Below are 23,196 nucleotides of genomic sequence, written 5' to 3'. Positions count from 1 at the left end.
GCGTGTGCAGAAAAATCCGTATATCAGCCTGCTGAATCTGATGGAGCAGGTCAGCCGTAGCAACAACAGCCCGGACATTCAAATCGGGCAGATCCTGGCTTCGCCGCCAGATATCAAGGTCCGCTACAATGGCATCATTTTGACCAAAGAGGAGCTGTGGATTTCCCATTATCTCCTGGCAGGTTATGGCCGCACAGCTAAAGGGCATCTGGTATCGGCGACACAGAATCGTGCCGGCGGCAGCGGTGATGCGGCTTACCAGTCCCATAATCATGATATCGATAATGACTACACCGATTCCGTCATCTATACGGATACACTAAAGCCCGGCATGTACGTGGCCATCATGCCCATGCTCATCAACGACCGGATTCAGCAGTACATTATTTTGGATGAGATTGTGAGGATTGATGGCCATGGCTGATCCTTTTGTAGCAATGAACAGCATCCAGGCCGCGAACCGGAATGAGTCGCTGCCTCTTTTCGTAGAATACGGCTATGACTTTGATAAGCAGTGCTTCCGCTACGATGAAAAAGGCCAGAACCTGATGGTGACAGAAAATGAAGCCCTCAAGGTCTGGATTTATAAGGCAATCCTCACCGAGCGGTATCGCTACTTGGCCTATGATGACAGCTATGGCATTACCATCGAGCCGTATCAGGGGAGAGCGCCAAACAGCCAGTATACGGCAGACAGGATTTGCCAGAATATCCGTGAGGGATTGATGGTGAATCCGTACATTGCCCGCATTAACCATATCGAGGTGAAGAAGCGGGAACGGGATGATTTGGCCATTACGGTTGACGTCACTTCCATTTACAGTGACGAATCATTGACCGTGACGGCAGGAAGGAGCGAGGCATGAGCAATTTATTTGATGCACAGACCAAAGATGTGATTGAGAGCCGCATGGCCCAGACCCTGCACACCATTACGGAAAAAGAGCAAAGTACCATGGAAGGCACCTTTGCCCGCGACCTGATCGACGCCAATGCTGTGGAATTTGAGAGCAGCTATGCCGAGATGGCCATGTTGCGCGACGCGGCCTTTGCCGAAACGTCCTGGGGCGACTACCTGACGCTGCGGGCAGCGGAATTTGGCGTCGATCGCAAGAAAGCCGTCAAGGCCAAAGGAGAAGTTACGGTGACGGGGATGGCAGGAGCCTACATCATTCGCAGCAGTCTCTTCCAGACAAAAGACGGCCAGCGATTTTATACCCTGGAGTCGGCCACCATTCCTGCCGATGCCGCTGAGGTTACGATTCCCGTGGAAGCTGCCGATGCCGGGGCGAGTGGCAATGTGGCCGAAGGAACGATTACAGAAATCCCCTATTCCATCCCGAATATCTCGGCAGTCGTTAACCATAAGAAATGCACCGATGGGGCGGATGAAGAAACGGATGACGCACTCCTTGCCCGGCTCCTGTTCCGGGTGCGCCAGCCTATCACCTCGGGCAATGCCAATCATTATCGTGACTGGGCCATGTCTGTCGATGGCGTCGGGAACTGCAAAGTCATCCCGCTCTGGCAGGGCAATGGCACGGTGAAGGTCATCATCGTCACGGCAGAGAATGAATCGGCATCGGCTGAACTGATCCAGGAGGTCTATGACTACATCGAAAGCCAGCGGCCTATCGGTGCGACCGTGACCGTCGTTTCGCCGGCGCCATTATCTGTTGATTTGACGGCAGATGTCTATGGCACAGCCAGCCCCGATGCCGTAAAGGCAGCCATGACAGCCTATCTCAAGCAGACGGGCTTCACGCTTTCTTATGTCAGCCTGGCCCAGATGGGGAAACTCCTCCTTTCCATCAGCGGCATTACGGATTATAAGGATTTGAAGCTTAATGGAAAAGCGGCCAACGTGGAACTGACGAACGAGCAGATCCCCGTGGCAGGGAAGGTGGTGCTGAACCTTGTCAGCCAATGACTGGATGCGGCAGAGCCGGATGGATATCCTGAAGTATTTGCCGAATTTCTTATCCAAAGCCCCGATGTTCCACTGCGCGGCAGAAACCTGCAATGAGGAGCATGACCGTCTGCGCCTGGCTCTGCAGGACCTGGCGGACAACTTCTTCGTGAACACCGCCACCTGGGCGCTGCCGCTTTATGAATCGTTCCTGGGCATCAAGCCCAGTGACGGAGATAGTGACGAATTCCGCAGGCAGCGGATTCTCTTCAAGCTGCAGCACGTGGATGTGTCTACAAAAGATTTCATGAACTCCATCATCAATCTCTACAGTGTCGGCCATATCGAGGAAGTCAATGAGGAATACTACTTCAAGGTGTACTGCATCATGAACGGCAAAGATACCACGACCTTGCAGAAGCTCATCACGCAGCTCAACATCTACAAGCCGGCCCATCTGGGATACGCCATCTACCTGGGTTATTCCTGGAATGGCAGGATTCACTGGAACGGGGAAGCTACCTTCTCGACGGCGACCATCGTATCCAAGAAAGGAGTGATGACAAATGGATGATTACAGCAAAGAGAAATGGTCGGCTGATTTTCCGGACCGTGCCGGGCAGGAAGTCCGGCCCACAGAAGCTGTGGAGAATACGCTGGATTATGATGTGCTTTTCCCACAGTATCTTTCGGAAGACCCGGTCGTCTTCAATCAGCAGAACAAGACCGTGTCCCAGCTGGTCAGCAATGATGCCCGGCTCTATGAGCGGATTTCCGCTACGGCAGCTGACATCAATGCTCATCTGACCGATGCCAATGCCCACGCTACTGGCATCAGCGGCAATGCGGCCAGTGCGTCGAAGCTGCAGACAGGACGCAAGATTCACCGAACCCTCTTTGACGGCACGAAGAATATCACACTGCCAGATTTCAGCGGCTGTGGCGAAAAGACAGCAGGCCAGAGCGGCATGGTCCCGTCACCTTCAGCAGGAAAACTGAATACCGTCCTGCACAGCAACGGCAGCTGGGGCAAGGTCACCTACGCCGATATGGACGAGGAAGCCGTGGCCAAAATCCAGGCTTGTCCGTTCCCTGTCAATGCCATCTACATATCCGCAGACGGGAAGAATCCGGCAACGTACTGGCCGGGTACGACCTGGGTGGCCTTTGCCGTGGGGAGGTGCCTGATTGGGGCCGGGGCAGCAGACAGCGGAACCATGTACAAGGCCGGGGACAAGCTGGGCGAAGAAAAGCACAACCTTACGATTCCAGAAACTCCGGCTCATGGCCATACGGTTGGAGACAGCGGTAATCATCGTCACTGGTCCTGCGGGGCGCTGCCGCGCAACTTCCAGTGGGATGCCTGTGAAGGCAATGATGCACCTGTGGCCGTGGGTTATGGTGACGGCTGCTGGCATGGCAATCAGGTGGACGGGCATACGTCCTGGGATGGGAATCATTCCCACAGCCTTTCCCGGACGGGTGGAGGCCAGCCGCACAACAATATGCAGCCGTCCATCGTCGTGTACATGTTCCAGCGGACAGGCTAGGAGGTGAGGAATATGGCTGAATGGTTACAGATGGCCGCGTCTCTGGTATCGGTCCTGATGCTCTGCGGCGTCATCTTCAATTTCAGCGTCATCAAGCCGCTGAATGAATCGGTACGGAGCCTCCGGGACTGTATCGCAGAACTGCGCCGCCAGCTGTCGGAAACGGAAGCCAAACGGCAGCAGATGGCAGAGCGGCTGTCCCGGGTGGAAGAAGCTACGGGGCACGTGCAGCATCGTTTGGATGTGATTGAGCAACGGCAGCATGAGTAGGAGGTGATAGAATGGGTTTTTCGGTCATTCGAAACCGGCTCTTTTTGACAAGAGGGGATTCTGCTGAAATCACGCTGATTATTCGGGACCGGGTGACAGGTGCCATCTTTATCCCAGGTCCGGATGATCAGCTTACCTTTACCGTTAAGCGGGAGCTTTCAGATGAAAAGACAGTGATAGAAAAACATCTGGATAGAGGTATTCTGCGCCGAGAAAATGACTGTGTTCTGATCCTGATACCAGAAGATACAGCACAGCTTCCATTTGGAACCTATTGGTATGATGTAGAACTGGTGCTGGACTCTGGGTATACAGACACAATCATTCCACCCAGTCCGTTTATTATAACGGGAGAGGTAACAACCCATGGATAAGTATAAAGGCACTATAAAGGGAATAAATACTCTGCAAGGGATTCTATCCATGCCGGTGGTACCTTCCAGAAATTATCAAAAGAAAGTGGTCATTCCTAATAAAGAGAAACAAATCATACGACCAGATGCAGGCTACGATGCCTTGCAGCGGGTTACGGTAGCTGCCATTCCGTCGAACTATGGCAGAATTAGCTTCAATGGATATGAGTTAAAGGTTGAGTAAAGGAGAATAACATCATGGCGAAAAATGTAAAAATCAATTCCGTAGTGTATGCAGAAGTCCCTCAAGTTTCGATTCCACTAGCAGAAGGAGAGGGAGCCGCCACTTTTTATGATACAACGGGGGCGACTGCAGTATCTGCGGATGTCCTGAATGGGAAAACTGCATTCTTGGGAACCGGTTCAGTGACAGGCTCTATGCCAGATAATGGGGCTGTCAGTGGCAGTGTTGGCAAGGTAGACGGTTCGTATACCATCCCAGCAGGCTACCATAATGGCAAAGGCTCAGTTACCATCACGAGCGAGGAACAAGCCAAGCTGGTTGCGGAGAACATCAAGGCAGGTGTGACGATTCTGGGAGTAGCCGGCAAGGCCAGTGTGGTGGATACGGCAGATGCTACCGCAGCTGCGAGTACTATTGTGTCGGGCAAAACCGCCTATATTAACGGAGCGAAAGTGACAGGTTCCCTGACCTCTGTAGCAGTATCCCAGGATAGTCTGACCAAAGTGCTGACCATTGAATAGGAGGACTGAGCCATGAAGGTTGATGTTAAGATTGCGGGAGCTAATTACACGGAAGTTCCATCCATATTATTACCCCTTACAGCGGGAGGCAAAGCAAGGTTTTGTGAAGTGTCCGATACGACAGCTGAAATTGGAGATGTTGCTCGGGGGAAAAAGTTCTATACGGCCGATGGAGAACTGGTGGAAGGAACAGCGAACGTATCTGCTGGTGGGGATACCCGGAAGAAAATAACCCTGGTGCAAAAAGACCATCAAAAAATTACGATTACCTGCAATCATCCAGAGTTATCGATGCAACATGATACGGATAGAAATGCCGTGTATGCTACAGAATATCAAAATATGCTCGATATTACCCTAAAAGCAGACAATGATTATTACGTCGGGAAAATCACAGTTAATGGTAAAGAACAGGGCACTGTCAGTTCGAATCATCAATATGCTTCTGCGTCTATGCCGATTAGTGATGGCATGATTGTCAGTGCCACGGATGCAGTTTTGATTCCCACCAGTCCCTTTACGACTGTAAACCTTACACTGCAAGGACAAGGCTCACAGTTCCTTTTAGGAAGTCTGCTGATGACCTTAGCGCAGAGTCCGGACAGTCCTAAGATAGCAGGGATTGTTGTTGTCGAGGATGCGGATAATAAAGGAATGATATTACTGGTAAAAGAAGAACAGCGCTATGCTGCCTGTAAGGCTGAAGTCACAACGGGAACGGGGATCAAGGAAATCATAGACTTGACATATAATATAGACACAGATTTAGGGGCAACAATGTCTGGGAAAATTTCTGATACTTTATACACTTATTTAAAAGAGCGTTCGGAATCGAATGCAAAAGTGACACTACAGATTAAGGTGGTAGCGTAAGTATGTTTGAAAAAGTGAATATCCCTGATTGCATCGTCATCATCGGGCTGGTCATGGCACTGATCTTGGCGATTTTTTATACCCTAAACGAGCTGGCCATGTCCATCGCTTCTGGCTTGCTCGGTTACATCGGCGGGACCGTGAAGTCTGCCGTTCATCAGAAAGGAGAAGAAAAGCAATGAAAGTATTCCTGAACCCCGGCCATGCGCCGGGCGGCCATCCCGACCCGGGTGCCGTAAACAGTGAAACGGGACTGCGTGAATGTGATGTGGCCTTGGCCGTAAGCAAAACTGTTGAAAGCTATCTGAATGCCGCAGGAGTCGGAGTGGAACTGCTCCAGTCCGACAGCTTGACGGAAATTTGTGAAGCAGCCAATGACAGTAATGCCGACATTTTCGTGTCCCTCCACTGCAATGCTGCAATGGCAGAAGAAGCTAACGGCACAGAAACCTGGGCCTGTGCTGGCAGTTACTGTGGCAACATGCTGGCCAACTGTATCCAATGCCAAATTATTGATGCCCTCGATACCACTGACCGGGGCGTGAAAATTGCCACGCCTGGCGTCAACGGACTCTACGTTCTGACCAATACGGCAATGCCCGCTGTCCTGGTCGAACTCGCCTTCATCACTAATCCCGGCGATGAAGAAATCCTGGCCTATGCCCAGGATGCCCTGGCCAGAGCAGTAGCCCGGGGTGTCACTGATTATGAACAACTCATCTTGGGAGGTAAATGACTATGAACCGTGAAGAAATCAAGAAAGCCGTCGCCGATACTGTTGTATCTTTTGCCAGGAGCGAAGCCGAAGCGGCCATCAAGTCCATCGACCTGGAGGACATCCAGAAGCTGGTGGAAGCGCAGATGAAGAACCTCACAGACCCACTGGAAGCGGAAATCCAGACTACCACTAGTTGGTGGGTGAAGATTCGGAACAGGCTGTATATTACATTGCTGCAGCAAGCAGTCAAAGCTATTGTGGCTGATACAAAGCAAAAGATTGTATGAGAAAAGCCGGTATAGTACATTTATTAAATTTTCTGTATTGGTACTTTTTGTGATTAGATATCTTACAATTAAATACGATAATAGTTTTTGAAGGAAAAGAATGGTATATGAATGTAACAGCGAGAGTGTAAAATATTTTGTGTAAACGCATAAGCGTCTTGCTCAAGATAGATTTATACCTTATACTGAAAGGGAACAAAGGCAAAGGAGTGGAATACCATCATGGCAAAGCGTACCCCAACCCCTGAAGAAAAAATTGGTCAGGCTATCTACGATACGTACAGACCACAGTCTGTAGAAGAGATTCAGACTGCCCTGAAGAAAATTTTTGCTCCCATTTTTGAAGCCGCTCTTAAAGGAGAACTGGAAAATCATCTTGGATATCCCAAGAACGGAACAAATCCTGAGAAATCCGGTAACTCCCGTAATGGCTATTCTATGAAAACAGTGAAAACCTCTATGGGAGATGTACCCATCCAGATTCCCAGAAATCGGGAAAGCACCTTTGAACCTCAGATTATCAAAAAAACATCAGAGAGATGTCACTTCCATTGAAGGGAAGGTCCTGGCCATGTACGGCCGTGGCATGAGCCAACGGGATATTGCGTCCACTATTGAAGATATCTACGGTTTTTCCATCTCCCACGAGCAAATCTCCCATATTACCGACTGTATCCTGGATGAGGTCTATGAATGGAAGAACCGGCCACTGCTGCCGTTCTATCCATTCCTGTTCGTAGACTGCATCTATGTCTCCATGCGGACCGAAAGAGCCATCAAACAGAAGGCTGTCTATATCATCCTGGGTTACGATATTGATGGCAATAAAGACATCCTGGGATTATGGATCAATGAAACCGAGGGCAAGCATGCCTGGATGCAGATCTTTGATGAAATTAAGAGCCGTGGTGTCCAAGATGTAGGCTTCATCTCCATGGACGGAGTTAGTGGGCTTGAAGACGGGGCCCGTGCCATTTTCCCAGGTACCGTTGTTCAACGTTGCATTGTCCACCTGATCCGCAACTCCCTTCGGTATGTTCCCTGGAACCAAAGTCGTGAATTCATGAGAGAGCTGAAAGCCATTTATCGGGCCGTAAACGTGGCCGAAGCTCGCAGACTTTTCGCTGCATTCAAAGAGAAATGGGCTCAGTTCCCTGGTACTATCGCTGTCTGGGAAAGGAATTTCAGTCATGTAGAGCATCTCTTTAACTATGGGCCGGCCGTCCGGAAGGTCATGTATACTACGAATGCTATCGAAAGCATCAATTCCAGCTTCAGGAAAGTCACCAAGAAAGGGTCTTTCCAGAATGACGAAGCTGTCATGAAAGTCTTCTATTTGCGGATTCAGGAGCTCCAAAGGAAAAAATGGAAGGGCAACGGTCACGTAGCTAACTGGCCTGCCGTTAGGAACCAGCTACTGATTGACGATCGAATCGGCAAGCTCATCGTAAAATATGATGGGCTAAACTAAAAACACAAAATTCTTGACAAACCCTGCTGCTGCCATAACATAATCCGTAAGTAGTATCAAATTTAGATACAATACCAGAGTGGTACCAGCCGCCTCTGGCTTCATTATAAAATTGAATAATATCGCCTACTTTTGCTTCAGTACTACTCCATTTAATTTTTGCAATACCATTATTTACCATATAATTAGCAAAATCATCAACAACAGTCCAGGATGGTGTTCCGCCGAATCTACCCGTTAGGACATCATAAGGCTTCCAATTATTGGTTTGAGGAATACCAGCATAATTCCAACATTGTGATACGAAGTTTGTACAGTCTGATTCTCCGTAGTCGAAAAATTGGTTGTTTCTGCGATTCCAATATTTATCTACGTATTCTAATACTTTTAAACGATTTAGAGTTGCCATTTTTAATCCTCCATAAATATAATTAAATTGTTAATGCATTAACGTTCTAACTATAAAGAGAAGGATTTTTATAAAGTTTTTAGTAGGAGGAAATATGAAAAAAATTTTTTTGATAATTAGTATATTTATATTACTGTTGTTGATTCATCAAAGTAATAATATTTTAGGTTCTATAAGATTATATGAAAAACTACATAAGCCCTCTTATGTAGAATATGTACATTGCGAGGATATTTTAAATAAAGCAGTTTCTAAAAATGAAAATTATGAATCGGTTTCTAAATATATGAGTGAGGAGATTTATAATAATTTATCTATTAAAACTAAATCTTTTTATGAACCCAATCAGAAATGGAATCAAAAAATATATGTAATTAATCAAGCGAAAGATTTAATAGATGACAAAATTATATATGTTGATTTTATTTTGTATGATGATCAAGACGAATTGGTTAAATATGTTAGCATAGGTAGAGTTAGTGTATTAAATGATGGTGGATTCTGGAAGATAATAGATTATATACAATCAACAAAACCGTCTCATGATGATTATATTGGGACTGTATATAATTTTATGCTGCCTTAATATAATTAATCGTATTTTCCTTTTAGCTTTTTTATTAATTTATAATAGCGTTGATAAATTGATTGCGTTGTCACATTATATTTTATACTTAGTAACAGCATGCAGAGTAATGATAATAATATTCAATATATTCCACGTAAATAAGAAGTGTTTTATATTTGCAATCTACATATTCTAGCAATATGGTTCTGTGTAGCTTTCCAATGGTCCTGCTAATATAATTACAAATTCTTCTTGAATATAGTGCTATAGTGCTATTTACTTTATTATATAAAATGTTATATTCTTAAAATACAATATTTTAAATATATTTTGATAAATAACTCTAAAATATTACTTTTTTATTAGCATAAATGTCTTGTGGGGGGGGGACGTTTATGCTAATATTAAGAGTAAGTAAAGAGAAACTGGACAAAATGTTATTAAGAAAAGAGGCTTAGCGATGAAAAAAGATATGTCAAAGAAACTGATTGTGGCAATTAGAATAGCTTGTATAGGATCTGTTGCAATGGGGATTGGCGGAATGCAGAACGCCTTTGCCTATACGCAACCTTTAACTCCCATTGGATATCAAGCGGACGGAGGGACAATAACGAGTCATTACAGTACCGTACATGTTCATCAAGATGGAACCGTAGAGTGGCAGAATAGTTCTGAATATCTAGAGGATAATGCACAAAACGACGGAAATGTAGCGATAGGGAATTTTTCGAAGGCAGGTTCTCTGAACGATAAAAACATTATAGGAACTATGAATGTTATCAGGGAATCTCCAACCGGGACGACGTATGACTATTTTCAATATGTAAAACAGGGGGATAAATACTATAAAACATGGTATGATCCTCAGGGAAATCTTCAGGGATATCTACTGGATGCACAATTAAATGTTATTCCCGATAGCACTCCTGTTGCTTTGAATCTAGCGGGGAATATAACGAATAACGTTGCCATCGGCAATCATGCCACTACCAAATCTTCCAGCAGTGTGGCTATCGGAGATGACAGTCAGTCACAGGGATATCGTGGCATTGCTATCGGGGCAGACAGCCAGACTGGAGATACAACCGACAGTGCCGATTACAATGATGGCATTTCGGCTGTTGCTGTTGGTGATGGTGCCAAAGCGATGGGGAATGGCAGTATTGCCACGGGACAAGGTTCACATGCCTACGGGTATGCGTCCATCGCATCCGGTGTAAATGCCGGAGCCAATACAACTCGGTCGATTGCGATTGGGGAAAATGCCACGGTTTCTTATAATTCACAAGCAGCAGATGACCCGCAGCGGTTGGTAGCCGAACAAGCGATTGCCATTGGGTATAACAGTCAGGCAAATGGCAAAGACGCAACGGCGGTAGGCCGGCAGGCAGTAGCAGACCGGCGTAATTCTACGGCTTATGGCAATAATAGCCATGCCAATGCCTATAATTCAGTAGCCATCGGCAATAAAGCCATTGCAGGACTTAAAACAGAAACAGATTCTAATCCCGTTGCTGGTCAGTCTGCGGTAGCCATAGGAAACCGGGCTACGGCTACGCAGGAATATACGACAGCTGTAGGTGCCAGTACGTATGCTTCCGGCTGGCATGCAGTAGCCGTTGGTGATTCTAATAGGGCAACGGGCCGCTATAGCACGGCAATGGGGGCTGGGTATTCTACTTATACTGTGGATGAAACAGATAATGATAATACAGAGCGCGAACGAAACTATCAAACAATCGGAGCTAACCAGGCAACGGGCGATTATAGTACGAGTGTAGGATATGGAAATATTACTATGGGACAGAACAGCTCTGCTTTTGGTATGCAGAATGTGGCTTCTGGTATGGATTCGCTGGCATATGGCAGCGGTAATAGTATTGGACAGGAACGTCAGCCCGGAGCTACAACGATTCAACGTGATGCGGTCAATGCAGGGAATGTGACAGGATTTGCCGTAGGCCACAGCAATAAGATCGGTGGAAATCTGGGTGGAGCTTTTGGCGATGGTAATACTGTAGTGGCGGAAAGAAGTTATGCAATAGGGAACAGCAATCAGGTATCGGGCAAAGGTGGCTTTGCCGCAGGGAATCAGGCAACGGTGACAGCAGAAAATGGTATTGCTGTTGGTAATGATGCTCATGCAACTATCAGGGATTCTGTTGCCTTAGGTAATGGCGCTCGAACCAATGAAGTAGTCGGGACATCTGTTGTAGAAATCCCTGGCACAGGTACTACCTATAGCAATATTTCCGGTACTTCTCCTGTTGGCACGGTAAGTGTGGGTGATGTTGGAAAAGAACGCACTATCACGAATGTTGCTGCTGGACGTATAGGACCGGGAAGTACGGATGCAGTAAACGGTTCGGAATTATACGCAGTTAAGCAGCAGGTTGGGCTGAATTCGACGGCTATTCAAAACATTAATAATCGAATGGATAGTTTAGATAATAGAATTAACAAAGTAGGTGCTGGAGCAGCTGCGTTAGCTATGTTACACCCCTTAGATTTTGATCCAGATGAAAAATGGGATTTTGCAACTGGCTATGGGCATTATGGAAACGAGAACGCTGTCGCAGTAGGTGCTTTTTATCGTCCGAATGAAGATACAATGTTCTCTATTGGCGGAGTAGTTGGAGATGGGCACGATATGATAGGGGCCAGCATTTCATGGAAATTTGGACAAAAAAATCATGTGTCAGTGAACAGAGTGGCAGCAGCAAAGGAAATAATTGAATTGCGAAAAGAATTGAATGATCTTCGTTCTTTTGTAGCAGATGCTGTTAGTGGCAATGTCTTGGATTTGTCCAAAATTCAACTTTTCCCTGATGTCCCAGAAAACCATTGGGCTTATGATTATGTTTCTACTTTGGCAGGCAATGGCGTTATCGAAGGATATCCGGATGGTTATTTTGACGGACATCGTGCAATGACCAGATATGAAATGGCGGGAGTTCTCTATAGAGCTATGTTACGCGGTGTAAAATTAAAGGAAAGAGCATTAAAAGAATTTGCACCTGAACTAGACCGTATTCGTGTCGATACATTGACTAAACATAAAGATGGGTCGCCGGATATTCAACGTGTGCGTACGATTCCGGGCAAGGGATGTTAAAGGATGAGCAAAAGGAGGGAAATTATGAGTGCGAATAAATTGTTGGCAGTTGCCTTACTGGGCCTTGCTATTACAGGAAACGTCTTTGCTGCTAATCTTTCTGCGCAAGAAAAAGACCAGGAAACGACATTTATCGGGGAGATCTGTGAGTTTGAAATTGGGAATATATATAAAATGCGGGATGAAAACGGAAATATTACTCGCGTTGATTTAGGCAAGTATAGTGGTAGGATGCTGAACCGGACATCGTTTAGCGTTACTGGTAAAATGATGCAGGATGAAAAAGGACCATTTTTAAAAATGCGACATATGGATTACAAAGATCCAGATCCTTTTGTGGAATATTTTGAAGCACTACAGAAAACAAAAAATCCCCAAAAAGGTGGGCTTGAACTTGAACAAATCAGAGATAAGGCATTTGACCATGAGAATCCCGTGAGTGATGATCCAATAGTCTATAAAAATAATGTTAAGAAACTTTCAAATGCTCAGTTAGAAGAGTATAAAATGAATGATATAAGTGAGTTTACAAACTTGGATAGAGGGACGAAGGTCGCTTTTAAAGGTCGGGCAATTCAGACTGTGGTTGATAGACAAGTCATGCTTTTTTGGGATACGAAAGGCAATGCCGTCAATGTCAAGATGAATGGTGCATATTGTCCGCTAGGCCAGCGTTGCTTTGTTTATGGCACTTGGGAATCAGATGAAAAAGGTTCGTATATAAGCCTGGATTATATGGAAAGTGTAGAGCTGCCGACAGAAGCATATCAATAACATAAATAAAAGCTGGAGATTGCATATAATGTATAATCTCCAGCTTTTTTGTTAAAATAAAGCTGCTAAAGATGGAAGTATTATTGCATTTCTGGGACGAAAAAAACAGTAATTTATTGTATTATGTTAAGGCCGGGCTATAATTGACCTAAAGGAGGTGCGGACGAAAATATTCCGGCCTTGACATATTATACGAAAGTGAAATAAAAATAAGATAATGATAAATTAATAGAAAATCAAGAAAGCAAATCTTGAATTTAAAACCGCAGAATGTGTTTATAACCTTTTTATTCATCGGGATTCTGTTGTTTTAATCCTGTCTTCTAATAATTTGTGCATGTATATAATTATAAGCCCCCAACATGCCTTAAAATATATTGATTATTATTTTTTATTAAAACGAAAAATCCAGATTTGTTATTTACCCATAAGCCTTCATTTTTTCCATTACCGGCAATCCATGCTGGATCTATGGTTTTCACTGAATATGATATATCATAATAATTCTTATCCATTCCATCATTGTCCTTGATTTTTATTGGTCCGTCAATTCTATTAATTGTATAATCAAAAATTTTATTTTTATTGAACAATCTTTCGGATTTATAATGGTCAAATTCGTGAATTAATATTTTATTGACAATTTCTTTTTCTGATAATCCTTCTGCATCTGATACTGCTATACGATTGCATTGAATTGTTTCTACTAGTATGGAGTCATAAGAATAGAATATTAAATATACAACTCCTATTAGTATAATTGCTATATTTTTTATTTTCGTTTTCTTTGTCCTGATACATTTATAAAGGACAATTGCTGTCATGAAAAAAGTGAAAATATATAACATAAATAAAAAATCACTTATAAACATAATCATCTTAATTTCTCCTAATTATCAAAAGATAGAAATCCCGATAAATATAAACATTAAAATTATATGGAGCCTGGTAATCTATTTTTCTGCTAGTAAATCATATTAATCAAAATATGACAAAATTTATAGTTAAATTATAGCACAGCTCACATGTGAATATTAGGGTAATATTCCATGACCTGGATTTTCGTCGAGTGCCTCAAATGCTATCAATCAACTGATTAAAGCGAAGTTATCTAGGTCTTATAATATAAGTATTACCGATGGCTGAGAATTCAACAATAATTGAACCGGTGTTTAACTATGTAATTCTCATGCGAAATGAAATAGGTCATAATTTATTATTTTATATGACCGCATTAATGAGTTTTATTAGCAAACGATGTTTGAGTGGTGGCGTGCATCAGGATAGTGTTTTGAAGATTTTTTTGTTTATTAGTTATATTAGTGCGATGCGAACTCCTTGGAGATTAGTAGAATGATTAAGCATATGCCCAATTACTACTACATACCATAGATAACGTTAAATATTATCAATATTATGCAAAAAACAGAAGGAATTTATGAGCCAATGAGGGATACTGTAAAAAGCTAAAACGGAATATCGAGCGAGATAAGGAAGTCAATGACGAACTGACCGATATGGGCTGGCTCGTCCTGCGCTTCTGGGAGAGTGACATCAAGAAAGATTTGCAGAGATGCGTGGACTTGGTTTGCGAATACCGCGGAAAATAACTGAATATTATTTGCAATCAGCGGATGCTCATCATGGGCATCCGTATTTTTTTGCCTTCATAGTACTTAACGATAGCTGTTCTGGCCTATTACTCCTGAAGACCAAAATTTCAGGAGGTGTCCATCATGACGAACGAACAGAAACAGCAGATCATTGCCCTGCGCCGGGGTGGGGTATGGCAGGATAGCGGCACAGCTCCAGATTTCCATCAACACGGTGAAATCGTTCTGCCGGCGGCACAGCCTGGTGGCGAAAAAGACGGCATCAATCGGTATAGGATTAATAAAAAATCCTGTACCGATTTTTTTTGTAAGCCGTCAGATAAGTATCTTTCTCAAGGCTATAAAGTAGAGGAAATAAACAAAACAAACCTCGGGAAGGAGTGTGAACCAGGATGACGCAAAGAATGAGTATTGGTGTTGCATCTCAGGCTGATGACAAAAGCATTGCGGTTATTAGCTGTGTCTCTATCAGAGAACGCCTTCTACGGTTCCTGTTGGGACGGAAAGAAAAAATCACGATTATTGTGCCGGGTGATTCGGTAAAAGAACTGACAATCCATGAATCAATCGGGAAAGGAGCTTTACCATGACAAACGACGAAATGCAGAAACTGGCGGCAGGATTGGCCGACTGCGGGAAGGCACTTCTCCGTATGGCCGATGCCCTGATAGAGAAAAAGGAAGAAGCATCTGCCGCCGAAGACCAAAAGAAACTGACTTTGGAAGATGTCCGCAGAGTGGCTGCCGATAAGGCACGCCAGGGACACACGGACGAAGTACGACAGCTCATCCAGAAGTTCGGTGCTGATAAGCTTTCTGGTGTGGATGCGGCCAAATATCCGGCCCTGATGGAAGAACTGGAGGCGATGGGCCATGCCGACTAAACACGCGGTCCTTTCCGCTTCCTCCAGTTATCGCTGGCTGGCCTGCCCGCCGTCTGCGAAGGAATGTGCCAAGCTGCCGGATACCTCCAGTGAATTCGCCCGACAGGGAACGGATGCCCATACGCTTTGCGAATTCAAGGTGAAGACAGCCCTGGGCCAGAAGCTGGAAGACCCGACGAAATCCCTCACGTACTTTGATGAGGAGATGGCGGAATGCACCGATGAATACGCGCAATTCGTCATGGAATGTCTGGCAGCGGCCAAAGTATCCTGCAAGGATCCGCTGATCATGATCGAACAGCGGCTGGACTTTTCCAAGTGGGTGCCAGGCGGATTTGGAACAGGCGACTGCCTCATCGTAGCTGACGATACTCTGACAGTCATCGATTACAAGCATGGCTTGGGAGTTCTGGTAGATGCCGAGAAGAATCCGCAGATGATGTGCTATGCCCTCGGTGCGCTGAACCTGTTTGATGGCATCTATGATATCCGCCAGGTGTCCATGACTATCTTCCAGCCCCGCCGGGACAACGTCAGCACCTGCACCATGAGCAAGGTAGAACTGCTCCAGTGGGCCGAAACGGTGCTGAAGCCTGCAGCGGAACTGGCGGCCAAAGGCGAAGGGGAGTACAAGGCCGGCGACCATTGCCGTTTCTGCAAGATTAAGGCGACCTGCCGCAAGCGGACCGAATACAACCTGGAATTGGCCCGGTATGATTTCGCCGTCCCGTCCACGCTGCAGGATGAAGAAATCGAAGCTGTCCTTTCTAAGGCCGACGAACTGGTGAACTGGGCCGGGGATGTCAAGGAATACGCTTTGCAGCAGGCCCTGTCCGGCAAGCAGTGGGACGGATGGAAACTGGTCGAAGGCCGGTCGAACCGCCGCTACGTAAGCGAAGAAGCAGTCGCCGCCAAAGTGGAAGAAGCAGGCTTCGACCCATATGAAAAGAAGCTGCTCGGCATCACGGCGATGACGAAACAACTCGGCAAGAAACGGTTCAAAGAACTGCTGTCAGATTTAGTGGAAAAGCCGCAGGGCAAGCCGGTCCTGGTGCCGGAATCGGATAAGCGTCCGGCCATGCACACCGCGACAGATGATTTCAATGATGAAAAATAAGGAGGAACTTGCTATGTCCAAGAATTATGTCAATCCGTGCAAAGTGATTACCGGGGTCAATACCAGATGGTCTTATGCCAACGTCTGGGAACCGAAGTCCATCAATGGCGGTACGCCGAAGTACAGCGTCAGCCTGATCATCCCCAAGTCGGATACGAAGACCGTAGAAAAGATCCGCGCCGCCATCAAGGCTGCCTACGAAGAAGGCGAAAGCAAGCTCAAGGGCAATGGCCGCGCTGTACCGGCTTTCGAAGCCATCAAGACGCCGCTCCGTGACGGCGACCTGGAACGCCCGGGCGATGACGCCTATAGAGACAGCTTCTTCGTCAATGCCAACTCGGCGACCAAGCCGGGCATCGTCAATGCCGACTGCCAGCATATCCTGGAACGCTCCGAAGTCTATTCTGGCGTCTATGGCCGTGCGTCCATCAGCTTCTATGCCTTCAACAGCAACGGCAACAAGGGCATTGCTTGTGGCCTGAACAACCTGCAGAAAATCCATGACGGTGAACCTCTGGGCGGTAAACCCCGTGCAGAAGATGACTTCGCGACAGCTGACGATGACGATTTCCTGGCATAAGGAAGGAGAATTTCAATGGAAACTACGATGCAAATGATTTTAGAGATGATGTATTGCCTGGTGGCACTGGCTGCAAGCGGTTTTTTTGTGGCTTTAATTTATACAGCCCTCAAGAAGGATCAGCGTGATGAAGAAATAGCACGGCACCGGGAAGAACGGGAAGCGGAATATCACCGCAAACAGATGGAATCTTTTCGGAAATAAGTATTGGTAAATGGTGGTGGCGGGGCCTTGTGTCTCGCCGCTTTTCTTGAGGTGAAGCGTATGAAAAGCATGAGTATAGATATTGAAACGTTCAGCGATGTCAACCTGGCCAAATGCGGCGTGTACAAATATGCTGAATCGCCGGCCTTTGAAATTCTCATCTTCGGATATGCCATAGATGGCGGCGAGGTGCAGGTCGTTGACCTGGCCCGGGGAGAAAATATCCCTGAAGATATTCTGGATGCCTTAACCAATGAAGACGTCACCAAGTGGGCCTTCAATGCCAGTTTCGAACGAATCTGCCTGTCGCGATATCTGAGTGATTTGGGGATAAGTCTGGACCCGTTCCATGACCATCATCCGCTTTCCCAGGACTGTGCAAGGTTCCTCAATCCGGTGGGATGGAAATGCTCCATGATCTGGTCGGCCTACATGGGTCTGCCCCTTTCACTGGAAGGCGTGGGCACTGTGCTGAATCTGGATAATCAGAAGATGAAGGAAGGCAAGGAACTGATTCGTTACTTTTGTGTACCATGCAAGGAAACCAAAACAAATGGTGGCAGGACGAGAAATCTTCCTCATCATGCCCCGGATAAATGGGCTCTGTTCAAGTCTTACAACAAACGAGACGTAGAAGTGGAAATGGCCATCCAGGAGCGGCTGAAGAAGTATCCCGTCCCGGAATCGATATGGGATGAATATCATCTTGACCAGGAAATCAATGACCGTGGCATTGCCATCGACCGGACGCTGGCTGAAAATGCCATCGTTATCGATGCCCGCAGCCGGGACAGCCTGATGGCTATGCTGAAGGAAAAGACGGGCCTGGAGAACCCGAACTCCGTCATCCAGATGATCGGCTGGCTGGAACAGCATGGGATGAAGACCGATTCCCTGGGCAAGAAGCAAGTACAAAAGCTGCTGAAGACAGCAGAAGAACCGCTTCGCAGTGTGTTGCTGCTCCGGCAGAAGCTGGCCAAATCATCAGTCCGTAAATACCAGTCCATGGAGATGACGGCCTGTGAGGATGGACGGGCCAGGGGAATGTTCCAGTTCTATGGGGCCAACCGGACCGGGCGGTTTGCCGGCCGGCACATCCAGCTGCAGAATCTGCCCCAGAATCATCTGCCGGATCTCTCGGAAGCCCGGGAGCTGGTACGCCAGGGAAATTATGAAGCCCTGGAGCTCCTGTATGATTCCATCCCCGATGTCCTTTCCCAGCTGATCCGTACGGCCTTTGTGCCCCGGCAGGGGCTGAAGTTTGCCGTAGCGGACTTTTCAGCCATTGAAGCCAGGGTGCTTTCGTGGCTGGCCGGAGAAACATGGCGCTCGGACGTCTTTGCCCGAAATGGCGATATCTATTGTGCTTCGGCCAGCTCCATGTTCGGTGTTCCCGTGGAAAAGCATGGCGTCAACGGGCATCTCCGGCAGAAAGGGAAAATCGCAGAACTGGCCCTTGGCTATGGCGGTTCCATCGGGGCACTGAAAGCCATGGGTGCCCTGGAGATGGGGCTTACGGAAAATGAGCTGTATCCTCTGGTGCAGTCTTGGCGGTCAGCCAATCCGCACATCGTCGATTTCTGGTGGCAGGTGGATGCCGCCGTGAAGACGGCCATCAAGGAACATATCCCCATGCGGGCCGGCTGCATCCGCTTCCTCTGCCAGAGCGGCATGCTGTTCATCCAGCTCCCAAGCGGACGGCGGCTTTCCTATGTGAAGCCCCGGATAGGCGAGAACCGTTTCGGCGGGGAATCCGTCACCTATGAGGGCGTCGGCGCAACGAAGAAGTGGGAACGGCTGGAAAGCTACGGCCCGAAGTTCGTGGAAAACATCGTCCAGGGCATCAGCAGGGACATCCTCTGCTATGCCATGCAGACCTTACGATGCTGTGCTATCGTCGGCCATGTCCATGATGAACTGATCATCGAATGCAGCCGGGATGTCAGCGTCAATGCCATCTGCGAGCAGATGGGACGTACACCGTCCTGGGCTGAAGGATTGTTGCTCCGGGCAGACGGATACGAATGTGAATTTTATCAAAAAGATTAAAATGAAACGTCAGAAAACACCTTCTGCGGTGGCTACAAAGCAGGAGGTGTTTTTATGAACAATCAGAATGAATTTGAAAATGCAATTCCTCTATTTCAACGGTTCATGCTGACTCCTAAGGAAGCCAGCGTGTACTTTCATATTGGTGAAAAGAAAATCAAAGCCCTTGCTGCAGAACGCCCAGATGCTTCTTTTATAGTCTATAACGGAAGCCATTTACTTATCATCCGGAAAGAATTTGAAAAGTTTCTTTGCCAGACTTCGAGTATTTAGTTGAAGGATATGAGTTGACTTATTTGCTGGCTAGAGTGATGTATAGACAAGGAAATAAGAGAAAGGAGACTGGAATTATGCCACGTACGCAGTCGAGTATCCGCAGGGATAAGAAAAAACGAAAATTACGGCCCGGCGAAACGGTTCGGACAGATGGAAGATATCAGTTCAAATATCAGTTAAATGGAAGACCAAAGTTCTTTTACAGTTGGAAACTGGAACCCACAGATCCACTACCGGCAGGGAAGAAGCCTTGCAAATCACTGAGGGAATTAGAGAAGGATTTGGAAATCCGTTCTGCTATTTGTCCTAATCGTGATGATGATACCATGACCGTTATGGAATTAGTACAGCGTTATTTAGCTGTTAAGACAGGGGTTAAACCTAACACGAGAACGAATTATAATTTTGTTGTCAACTTACTGGCGAAAGACCCTTTTTCGCAAAAACCTATCGGTAAGGTCAAGATGTCTGATGCCAAGTTGTGGCTAGTCAAGATGCAATCAGAAGGGAAGGGATATAGCTCCATTCACAGCGTCCGGGGTGTTGTACGGCCAGCTTTCCAAATGGCAGTCGATGATGAAATTTTATGGAGGAACCCTTTTAATTTTGAAATGAAAGAAATCCTCATCAATGACAGTGTGAAACGAGAAGCGGTTTCCCGAAAGGATATGAGGCTCTTCTTGGAATTTTTAAAAAACGACCGACATTATAAAAAATACTATGAAGCGATATTTATACTTTTCCACACGGGAATGCGAATTTCAGAATTTTGCGGATTGACTGTTGGGGACGTCAATATGGAGAACCGTACTATCAATGTAGATAAACAGCTTCAGCGGGATACAACAGGGAGACGCTATATTATCTCTACTAAAACAAAGGCTGGGGCTAGGATGCTGCCAATGACAGAAGAAGTATATCAGTGTTTTGCTGAAATCCTGCGGCGTCGAAAACCGCCTAGAGTTGAAACGATGATTGATGGTCATGGTAACTTCCTCTATTATGATAAAAACGGTAATCCCTTGGTAGCGATGCATTGGGAACATTATTTTGGCCGGGCCGTTAGTAAATATAACCGGATTTATCGCTACCAACTGCCGACAATCACTCCTCATGTTTGTAGGCATACGTACTGTACCAACATGGCTCTTTCAGGGATAAGCGCCAAGACACTGCAATATTTGATGGGACACAGCGATATTTCCATCACACTCAATGTGTATACGCATATCAAATTCGATAATGCCCAGAAAGAAGTGGAACTTGTCCAGCAGCGGCAGCAGAAAGAAATGGAAAATGTACGCAAAGAGTTAGAACAAGTAGGTGCCATTCGGCCCAAGATTATCCCTTTCAAGAATGAAGCGTAGGTAAAGGAATATGCGAAAAAGGACTCACGGTTTCAAGACCTGTGGGTCCTTTCCTTTTATATGGTTTTTTAATGAAACCCGGCACATTTTCTGTTACAATGGAACCATGCATTTTACGCAGAAGATTTTTACGGTAGTACGGTAGTCCCTGTTTACTACCGATTTTACTACGAATGGTGGCTGAGTTATGCCGACTTATACTACTTTATGGAATATATGAGGTAAATCGCCTGGAACGGGAGAACCGCTATAATACGGCATTTAGCGGCGTAACCCGGCACAAGAAGGAGTGAAAATAAAGTGATCAAGATACTTTTCATCTGTCACGGCAATATCTGCCGGTCGCCCATGGCGGAGTTTGTGTTCCGGCAAATTGCGGAACGGGCAGGTCTGGCGGATCAGTTTGATGTAGCTTCAGCTGCTACGACGGATGAGGAAATCTGGAACGGTTACGGCAATCCCGTCTATCCGCCGGTAGAACGACTGCTCCGGGCCCATGGTATGGATCCCAGTGAGAAGCGGGCGGCGTTGCTGACGGCTGGTGATTACGATGTTTATGATTATTTCATCGGCATGGATGACGAGAACCTGTGGGATATGAAGCGCATTTTTCACGGTGATCCTCTTCATAAGTGTTCGCTTCTCATGGATTACACAACCAATCCCCGTCCCGTAGCCGACCCGTGGTATACGCGGGATTTCCAGCGGACTTGGAACGACGTCCAGGAAGGCTGCCGTGGTCTGCTGGACGTTTTGAATAGCAGGAAAGATGGCGATTGAGATGGACGAGCAGGAATGGGAGCATATACTGGGTATCAAGACGGCCGGACGAGATGACAGTCAGTCTGATGGGGAGCATCACCCCTATGAACCGACGGATTATTGTGTCCTTGAGCGTCTGGCCAATAGTGGTTATATGGGAAAAAAGAATACACTCATCGACTACGGAAGCGGTAAAGGGCGGGTCAGTTTCTTTCTGGCCTATCAGACGCGTTGTCACGCCATTGGGGTAGAGTATGACCGTCGTTTGTGGGAAAAGGCTATGACCAATAGTCGTACTGCCGTGTCAGGGTGCCGCGTGACATTCGTCTTGAAAGACGCAGCAGTATACGAGGTCCCGACAGAAGCGGATTGTTTCTTTTTCTTCAATCCCTTTGGACTGCATACGCTGAAACTGGTTTTAAAGCAGATGTTTGATTCCTATTATCGTTTGCCGCGGACGATGCGCCTCTTTTTCTATTATCCCTATGAACAAACAGAAGCATTCCTGACACACCATAACGGACTTATCGTCGAAGAGCGGATAGACTGCCGTGACCTGTTTCTAGAAGACGATGACCGGGAGCAGATTCTGGTCCTGCGCCTGCAACCGGATTACCGTGCCTGATAATGCAAGCAAATAGAAAACTCCCTCATATAGCTGCCTGAACAGGCGGAGTATGAGGGAGTTTTCTGCTTTTTTATTAGCAGATTACAGCAGAATAAAGAGGAGCAAAAATAGTCTTCTGACTGTCCTTTTCCGTAGACAGACAGGAGACTATTTCTGATTTATCCCATTAAAACCCAAAAATAAAACCGGTCATGGCCATGGATCCGAGATTACACGTATTGTTAAATATGGCAGCCGTTTCACCCTGTGCTGCGCCCAGTGTCATCACAAGGGGCAAGAAGTGATCCGGTGTGGGAACGGCATAAGCAGCATCGGGATGATTAGCATAGTGGATGACTGCGTCATCGTTGCGATTTTGTACGGCATTGATGATGTAGTCATTGAAACGCAGTGCTTGAGGCGTACCGCCGGGATTGTTCCATTCGACGCGTCCCAGGTTGTGGACGACGTTGCCACTGGCGAAAATCAGGTATCCCTGATTGCGCAGTGGCGCCAGTTTCTGACCGAGGTCGTATAGTTCCTGCGGCGTGAGGTCGCGGTTTACGGAGAGCTGGACGACGGGAATATCAGCGTCAGGGAACATATGGATTAATATCGTCCAGGTACCGTGGTCGATGCCCCACTGGTCATTGATGGATACAGCGGGTCCCAGTAG

The 23,196-nt window shown here is 46.5% G+C and carries 31 protein-coding genes and 1 pseudogene; 29 read left to right on the top strand and 3 right to left on the bottom strand.

All coding sequences use genetic code 11. From position 1 onward, the window contains the following. Positions 1 to 4 precede the first annotated feature (4 nt). The 14 genes and pseudogenes from B4H10_RS06655 to B4H10_RS06590 all read left to right on the top strand — a co-directional run bounded on the left by B4H10_RS06655 (position 5) and on the right by B4H10_RS06590 (position 8,196). Complete coding sequence (locus B4H10_RS06655; protein WP_292018490.1) at positions 5 to 424, top strand: DUF2577 domain-containing protein; 420 nt, start codon at positions 5 to 7, stop codon at positions 422 to 424. Next, on the top strand, positions 417 to 866 hold the full coding sequence (locus tag B4H10_RS06650) for a DUF2634 domain-containing protein (protein WP_292018489.1): 450 nt from the start codon (positions 417 to 419) through the stop codon (positions 864 to 866). Before B4H10_RS06655 ends, B4H10_RS06650 begins: the two co-directional genes overlap by 8 nt. After that, positions 863 to 1,930, top strand: coding sequence for a baseplate J/gp47 family protein (locus B4H10_RS06645; protein WP_292018488.1), 1,068 nt, complete (start codon positions 863 to 865; stop codon positions 1,928 to 1,930). Before B4H10_RS06650 ends, B4H10_RS06645 begins: the two co-directional genes overlap by 4 nt. Further along, positions 1,917 to 2,483 (top strand): putative phage tail protein, encoded by a 567-nt coding sequence (locus B4H10_RS06640; RefSeq protein WP_292018487.1) that lies wholly within the window; start codon positions 1,917 to 1,919, stop codon positions 2,481 to 2,483. Before B4H10_RS06645 ends, B4H10_RS06640 begins: the two co-directional genes overlap by 14 nt. Continuing rightward, the gene (locus B4H10_RS06635) at positions 2,476 to 3,459 is read left to right on the top strand and encodes a phage baseplate protein (protein WP_292018486.1); all 984 of its coding nucleotides are present in this window, start codon (positions 2,476 to 2,478) and stop codon (positions 3,457 to 3,459) included. Before B4H10_RS06640 ends, B4H10_RS06635 begins: the two co-directional genes overlap by 8 nt. A gap of 12 nt (positions 3,460 to 3,471) precedes the next feature. Further along, positions 3,472 to 3,729 carry a hypothetical protein gene (locus B4H10_RS06630; RefSeq protein WP_248289323.1) on the top strand — a complete coding sequence of 86 codons (258 nt, stop codon included), beginning with the start codon at positions 3,472 to 3,474 and terminating at the stop codon, positions 3,727 to 3,729. A gap of 11 nt (positions 3,730 to 3,740) precedes the next feature. Continuing rightward, positions 3,741 to 4,103: a hypothetical protein gene (locus tag B4H10_RS06625; RefSeq protein ID WP_169013020.1), complete on the top strand. Its 363-nt coding sequence runs from the start codon at positions 3,741 to 3,743 to the stop codon at positions 4,101 to 4,103. Next, positions 4,096 to 4,326 (top strand): hypothetical protein, encoded by a 231-nt coding sequence (locus B4H10_RS06620; protein ID WP_022227228.1) that lies wholly within the window; start codon positions 4,096 to 4,098, stop codon positions 4,324 to 4,326. Before B4H10_RS06625 ends, B4H10_RS06620 begins: the two co-directional genes overlap by 8 nt. Before the next feature lie 167 nt (positions 4,327 to 4,493). Then, positions 4,494 to 4,847 carry a hypothetical protein gene (locus B4H10_RS06615; protein ID WP_292018485.1) on the top strand — a complete coding sequence of 118 codons (354 nt, stop codon included), beginning with the start codon at positions 4,494 to 4,496 and terminating at the stop codon, positions 4,845 to 4,847. 12 nt (positions 4,848 to 4,859) lie between these two features. Further along, positions 4,860 to 5,720: a hypothetical protein gene (locus tag B4H10_RS06610; RefSeq protein WP_169013018.1), complete on the top strand. Its 861-nt coding sequence runs from the start codon at positions 4,860 to 4,862 to the stop codon at positions 5,718 to 5,720. A gap of 2 nt (positions 5,721 to 5,722) precedes the next feature. After that, positions 5,723 to 5,902, top strand: a complete 180-nt coding sequence (locus tag B4H10_RS06605; protein WP_169013017.1) for a hypothetical protein — start codon at positions 5,723 to 5,725, stop codon at positions 5,900 to 5,902. Beyond that, entirely contained in the window at positions 5,899 to 6,456 is a 558-nt protein-coding gene (locus tag B4H10_RS06600; protein ID WP_169013016.1) for an N-acetylmuramoyl-L-alanine amidase family protein, read from the top strand. Before B4H10_RS06605 ends, B4H10_RS06600 begins: the two co-directional genes overlap by 4 nt. Before the next feature lie 2 nt (positions 6,457 to 6,458). Then, complete coding sequence (locus tag B4H10_RS06595; protein ID WP_248289322.1) at positions 6,459 to 6,725, top strand: hypothetical protein; 267 nt, start codon at positions 6,459 to 6,461, stop codon at positions 6,723 to 6,725. Between the two features lie 222 nt (positions 6,726 to 6,947). Next, positions 6,948 to 8,196, top strand: a pseudogene (locus B4H10_RS06590) (IS256 family transposase). On the opposite strand, the gene B4H10_RS06585 reads toward B4H10_RS06590, so the two are convergent. Continuing rightward, on the bottom strand, positions 8,168 to 8,605 hold the full coding sequence (locus tag B4H10_RS06585) for an amidase domain-containing protein (protein WP_292018484.1): 438 nt from the start codon (positions 8,603 to 8,605) through the stop codon (positions 8,168 to 8,170). The pseudogene B4H10_RS06590 and the gene B4H10_RS06585 overlap by 29 nt on opposite strands. Positions 8,606 to 8,699: 94 nt before the next feature. Between B4H10_RS06585 and B4H10_RS06580 the strand changes: the two genes are divergently transcribed. From B4H10_RS06580 to B4H10_RS06570, 3 genes are all read left to right on the top strand, one after another. Then, positions 8,700 to 9,191, top strand: a complete 492-nt coding sequence (locus tag B4H10_RS06580; protein ID WP_279002128.1) for a hypothetical protein — start codon at positions 8,700 to 8,702, stop codon at positions 9,189 to 9,191. A gap of 442 nt (positions 9,192 to 9,633) precedes the next feature. Beyond that, positions 9,634 to 12,288 carry an S-layer homology domain-containing protein gene (locus B4H10_RS06575; RefSeq protein ID WP_169013012.1) on the top strand — a complete coding sequence of 885 codons (2,655 nt, stop codon included), beginning with the start codon at positions 9,634 to 9,636 and terminating at the stop codon, positions 12,286 to 12,288. 24 nt (positions 12,289 to 12,312) lie between these two features. Next, complete coding sequence (locus B4H10_RS06570) at positions 12,313 to 13,062, top strand: hypothetical protein (protein WP_279002126.1); 750 nt, start codon at positions 12,313 to 12,315, stop codon at positions 13,060 to 13,062. Positions 13,063 to 13,409: 347 nt separating this feature from the next. Here B4H10_RS06570 and B4H10_RS06565 read toward each other — a convergent pair whose 3' ends face one another. Next, the gene (locus B4H10_RS06565) at positions 13,410 to 13,940 is read right to left on the bottom strand and encodes a hypothetical protein (protein WP_169013010.1); all 531 of its coding nucleotides are present in this window, start codon (positions 13,938 to 13,940) and stop codon (positions 13,410 to 13,412) included. A 600-nt stretch (positions 13,941 to 14,540) separates the two neighbouring features. Here B4H10_RS06565 and B4H10_RS11555 point away from each other — a divergent pair. From B4H10_RS11555 to B4H10_RS06510, 12 genes are all read left to right on the top strand, one after another. Continuing rightward, positions 14,541 to 14,672: a DUF559 domain-containing protein gene (locus B4H10_RS11555; RefSeq protein WP_169013074.1), complete on the top strand. Its 132-nt coding sequence runs from the start codon at positions 14,541 to 14,543 to the stop codon at positions 14,670 to 14,672. A gap of 126 nt (positions 14,673 to 14,798) precedes the next feature. Further along, positions 14,799 to 15,071, top strand: coding sequence for a hypothetical protein (locus B4H10_RS06560; RefSeq protein WP_292018483.1), 273 nt, complete (start codon positions 14,799 to 14,801; stop codon positions 15,069 to 15,071). A gap of 8 nt (positions 15,072 to 15,079) precedes the next feature. Further along, a complete protein-coding gene (locus tag B4H10_RS06555; RefSeq protein WP_292017259.1) occupies positions 15,080 to 15,265 on the top strand; it encodes a hypothetical protein in 186 nt (61 codons plus the stop codon). Then, on the top strand, positions 15,262 to 15,558 hold the full coding sequence (locus B4H10_RS06550) for an rRNA biogenesis protein rrp5 (protein ID WP_292017260.1): 297 nt from the start codon (positions 15,262 to 15,264) through the stop codon (positions 15,556 to 15,558). Before B4H10_RS06555 ends, B4H10_RS06550 begins: the two co-directional genes overlap by 4 nt. Further along, on the top strand, positions 15,548 to 16,675 hold the full coding sequence (locus tag B4H10_RS06545; protein ID WP_292018482.1) for a DUF2800 domain-containing protein: 1,128 nt from the start codon (positions 15,548 to 15,550) through the stop codon (positions 16,673 to 16,675). Before B4H10_RS06550 ends, B4H10_RS06545 begins: the two co-directional genes overlap by 11 nt. 13 nt (positions 16,676 to 16,688) lie before the next feature. Continuing rightward, a complete protein-coding gene (locus B4H10_RS06540; RefSeq protein ID WP_292018481.1) occupies positions 16,689 to 17,255 on the top strand; it encodes a DUF2815 family protein in 567 nt (188 codons plus the stop codon). A gap of 15 nt (positions 17,256 to 17,270) precedes the next feature. Beyond that, on the top strand, positions 17,271 to 17,459 hold the full coding sequence (locus B4H10_RS06535) for a hypothetical protein (RefSeq protein ID WP_292018480.1): 189 nt from the start codon (positions 17,271 to 17,273) through the stop codon (positions 17,457 to 17,459). 60 nt (positions 17,460 to 17,519) lie between these two features. Next, complete coding sequence (locus B4H10_RS06530; RefSeq protein WP_292018479.1) at positions 17,520 to 19,508, top strand: DNA polymerase; 1,989 nt, start codon at positions 17,520 to 17,522, stop codon at positions 19,506 to 19,508. Between the two features lie 54 nt (positions 19,509 to 19,562). Further along, entirely contained in the window at positions 19,563 to 19,781 is a 219-nt protein-coding gene (locus B4H10_RS06525; RefSeq protein ID WP_020310332.1) for an excisionase, read from the top strand. A 77-nt stretch (positions 19,782 to 19,858) separates the two neighbouring features. Then, complete coding sequence (locus B4H10_RS06520; protein ID WP_292018478.1) at positions 19,859 to 21,151, top strand: site-specific integrase; 1,293 nt, start codon at positions 19,859 to 19,861, stop codon at positions 21,149 to 21,151. A gap of 300 nt (positions 21,152 to 21,451) precedes the next feature. Continuing rightward, the gene (locus tag B4H10_RS06515; RefSeq protein WP_292018477.1) at positions 21,452 to 21,931 is read left to right on the top strand and encodes a low molecular weight protein-tyrosine-phosphatase; all 480 of its coding nucleotides are present in this window, start codon (positions 21,452 to 21,454) and stop codon (positions 21,929 to 21,931) included. After that, complete coding sequence (locus tag B4H10_RS06510) at positions 21,921 to 22,538, top strand: class I SAM-dependent methyltransferase (protein ID WP_292018476.1); 618 nt, start codon at positions 21,921 to 21,923, stop codon at positions 22,536 to 22,538. Before B4H10_RS06515 ends, B4H10_RS06510 begins: the two co-directional genes overlap by 11 nt. A gap of 169 nt (positions 22,539 to 22,707) precedes the next feature. On the opposite strand, the gene B4H10_RS06505 is transcribed toward B4H10_RS06510, so the two are convergent. Next, positions 22,708 to 23,196: DODA-type extradiol aromatic ring-opening family dioxygenase (locus B4H10_RS06505; RefSeq protein ID WP_292018475.1), on the bottom strand; the 489-nt coding region annotated here is incomplete at its 5' end.

The sequence above is a fragment of the Megasphaera sp. UBA4382 genome (assembly GCF_002391155.1).
GTDB lineage: Bacteria > Bacillota > Negativicutes > Veillonellales > Megasphaeraceae > Megasphaera > Megasphaera hexanoica.
This window is presented reverse-complemented; position numbering and strand designations above follow the sequence as displayed.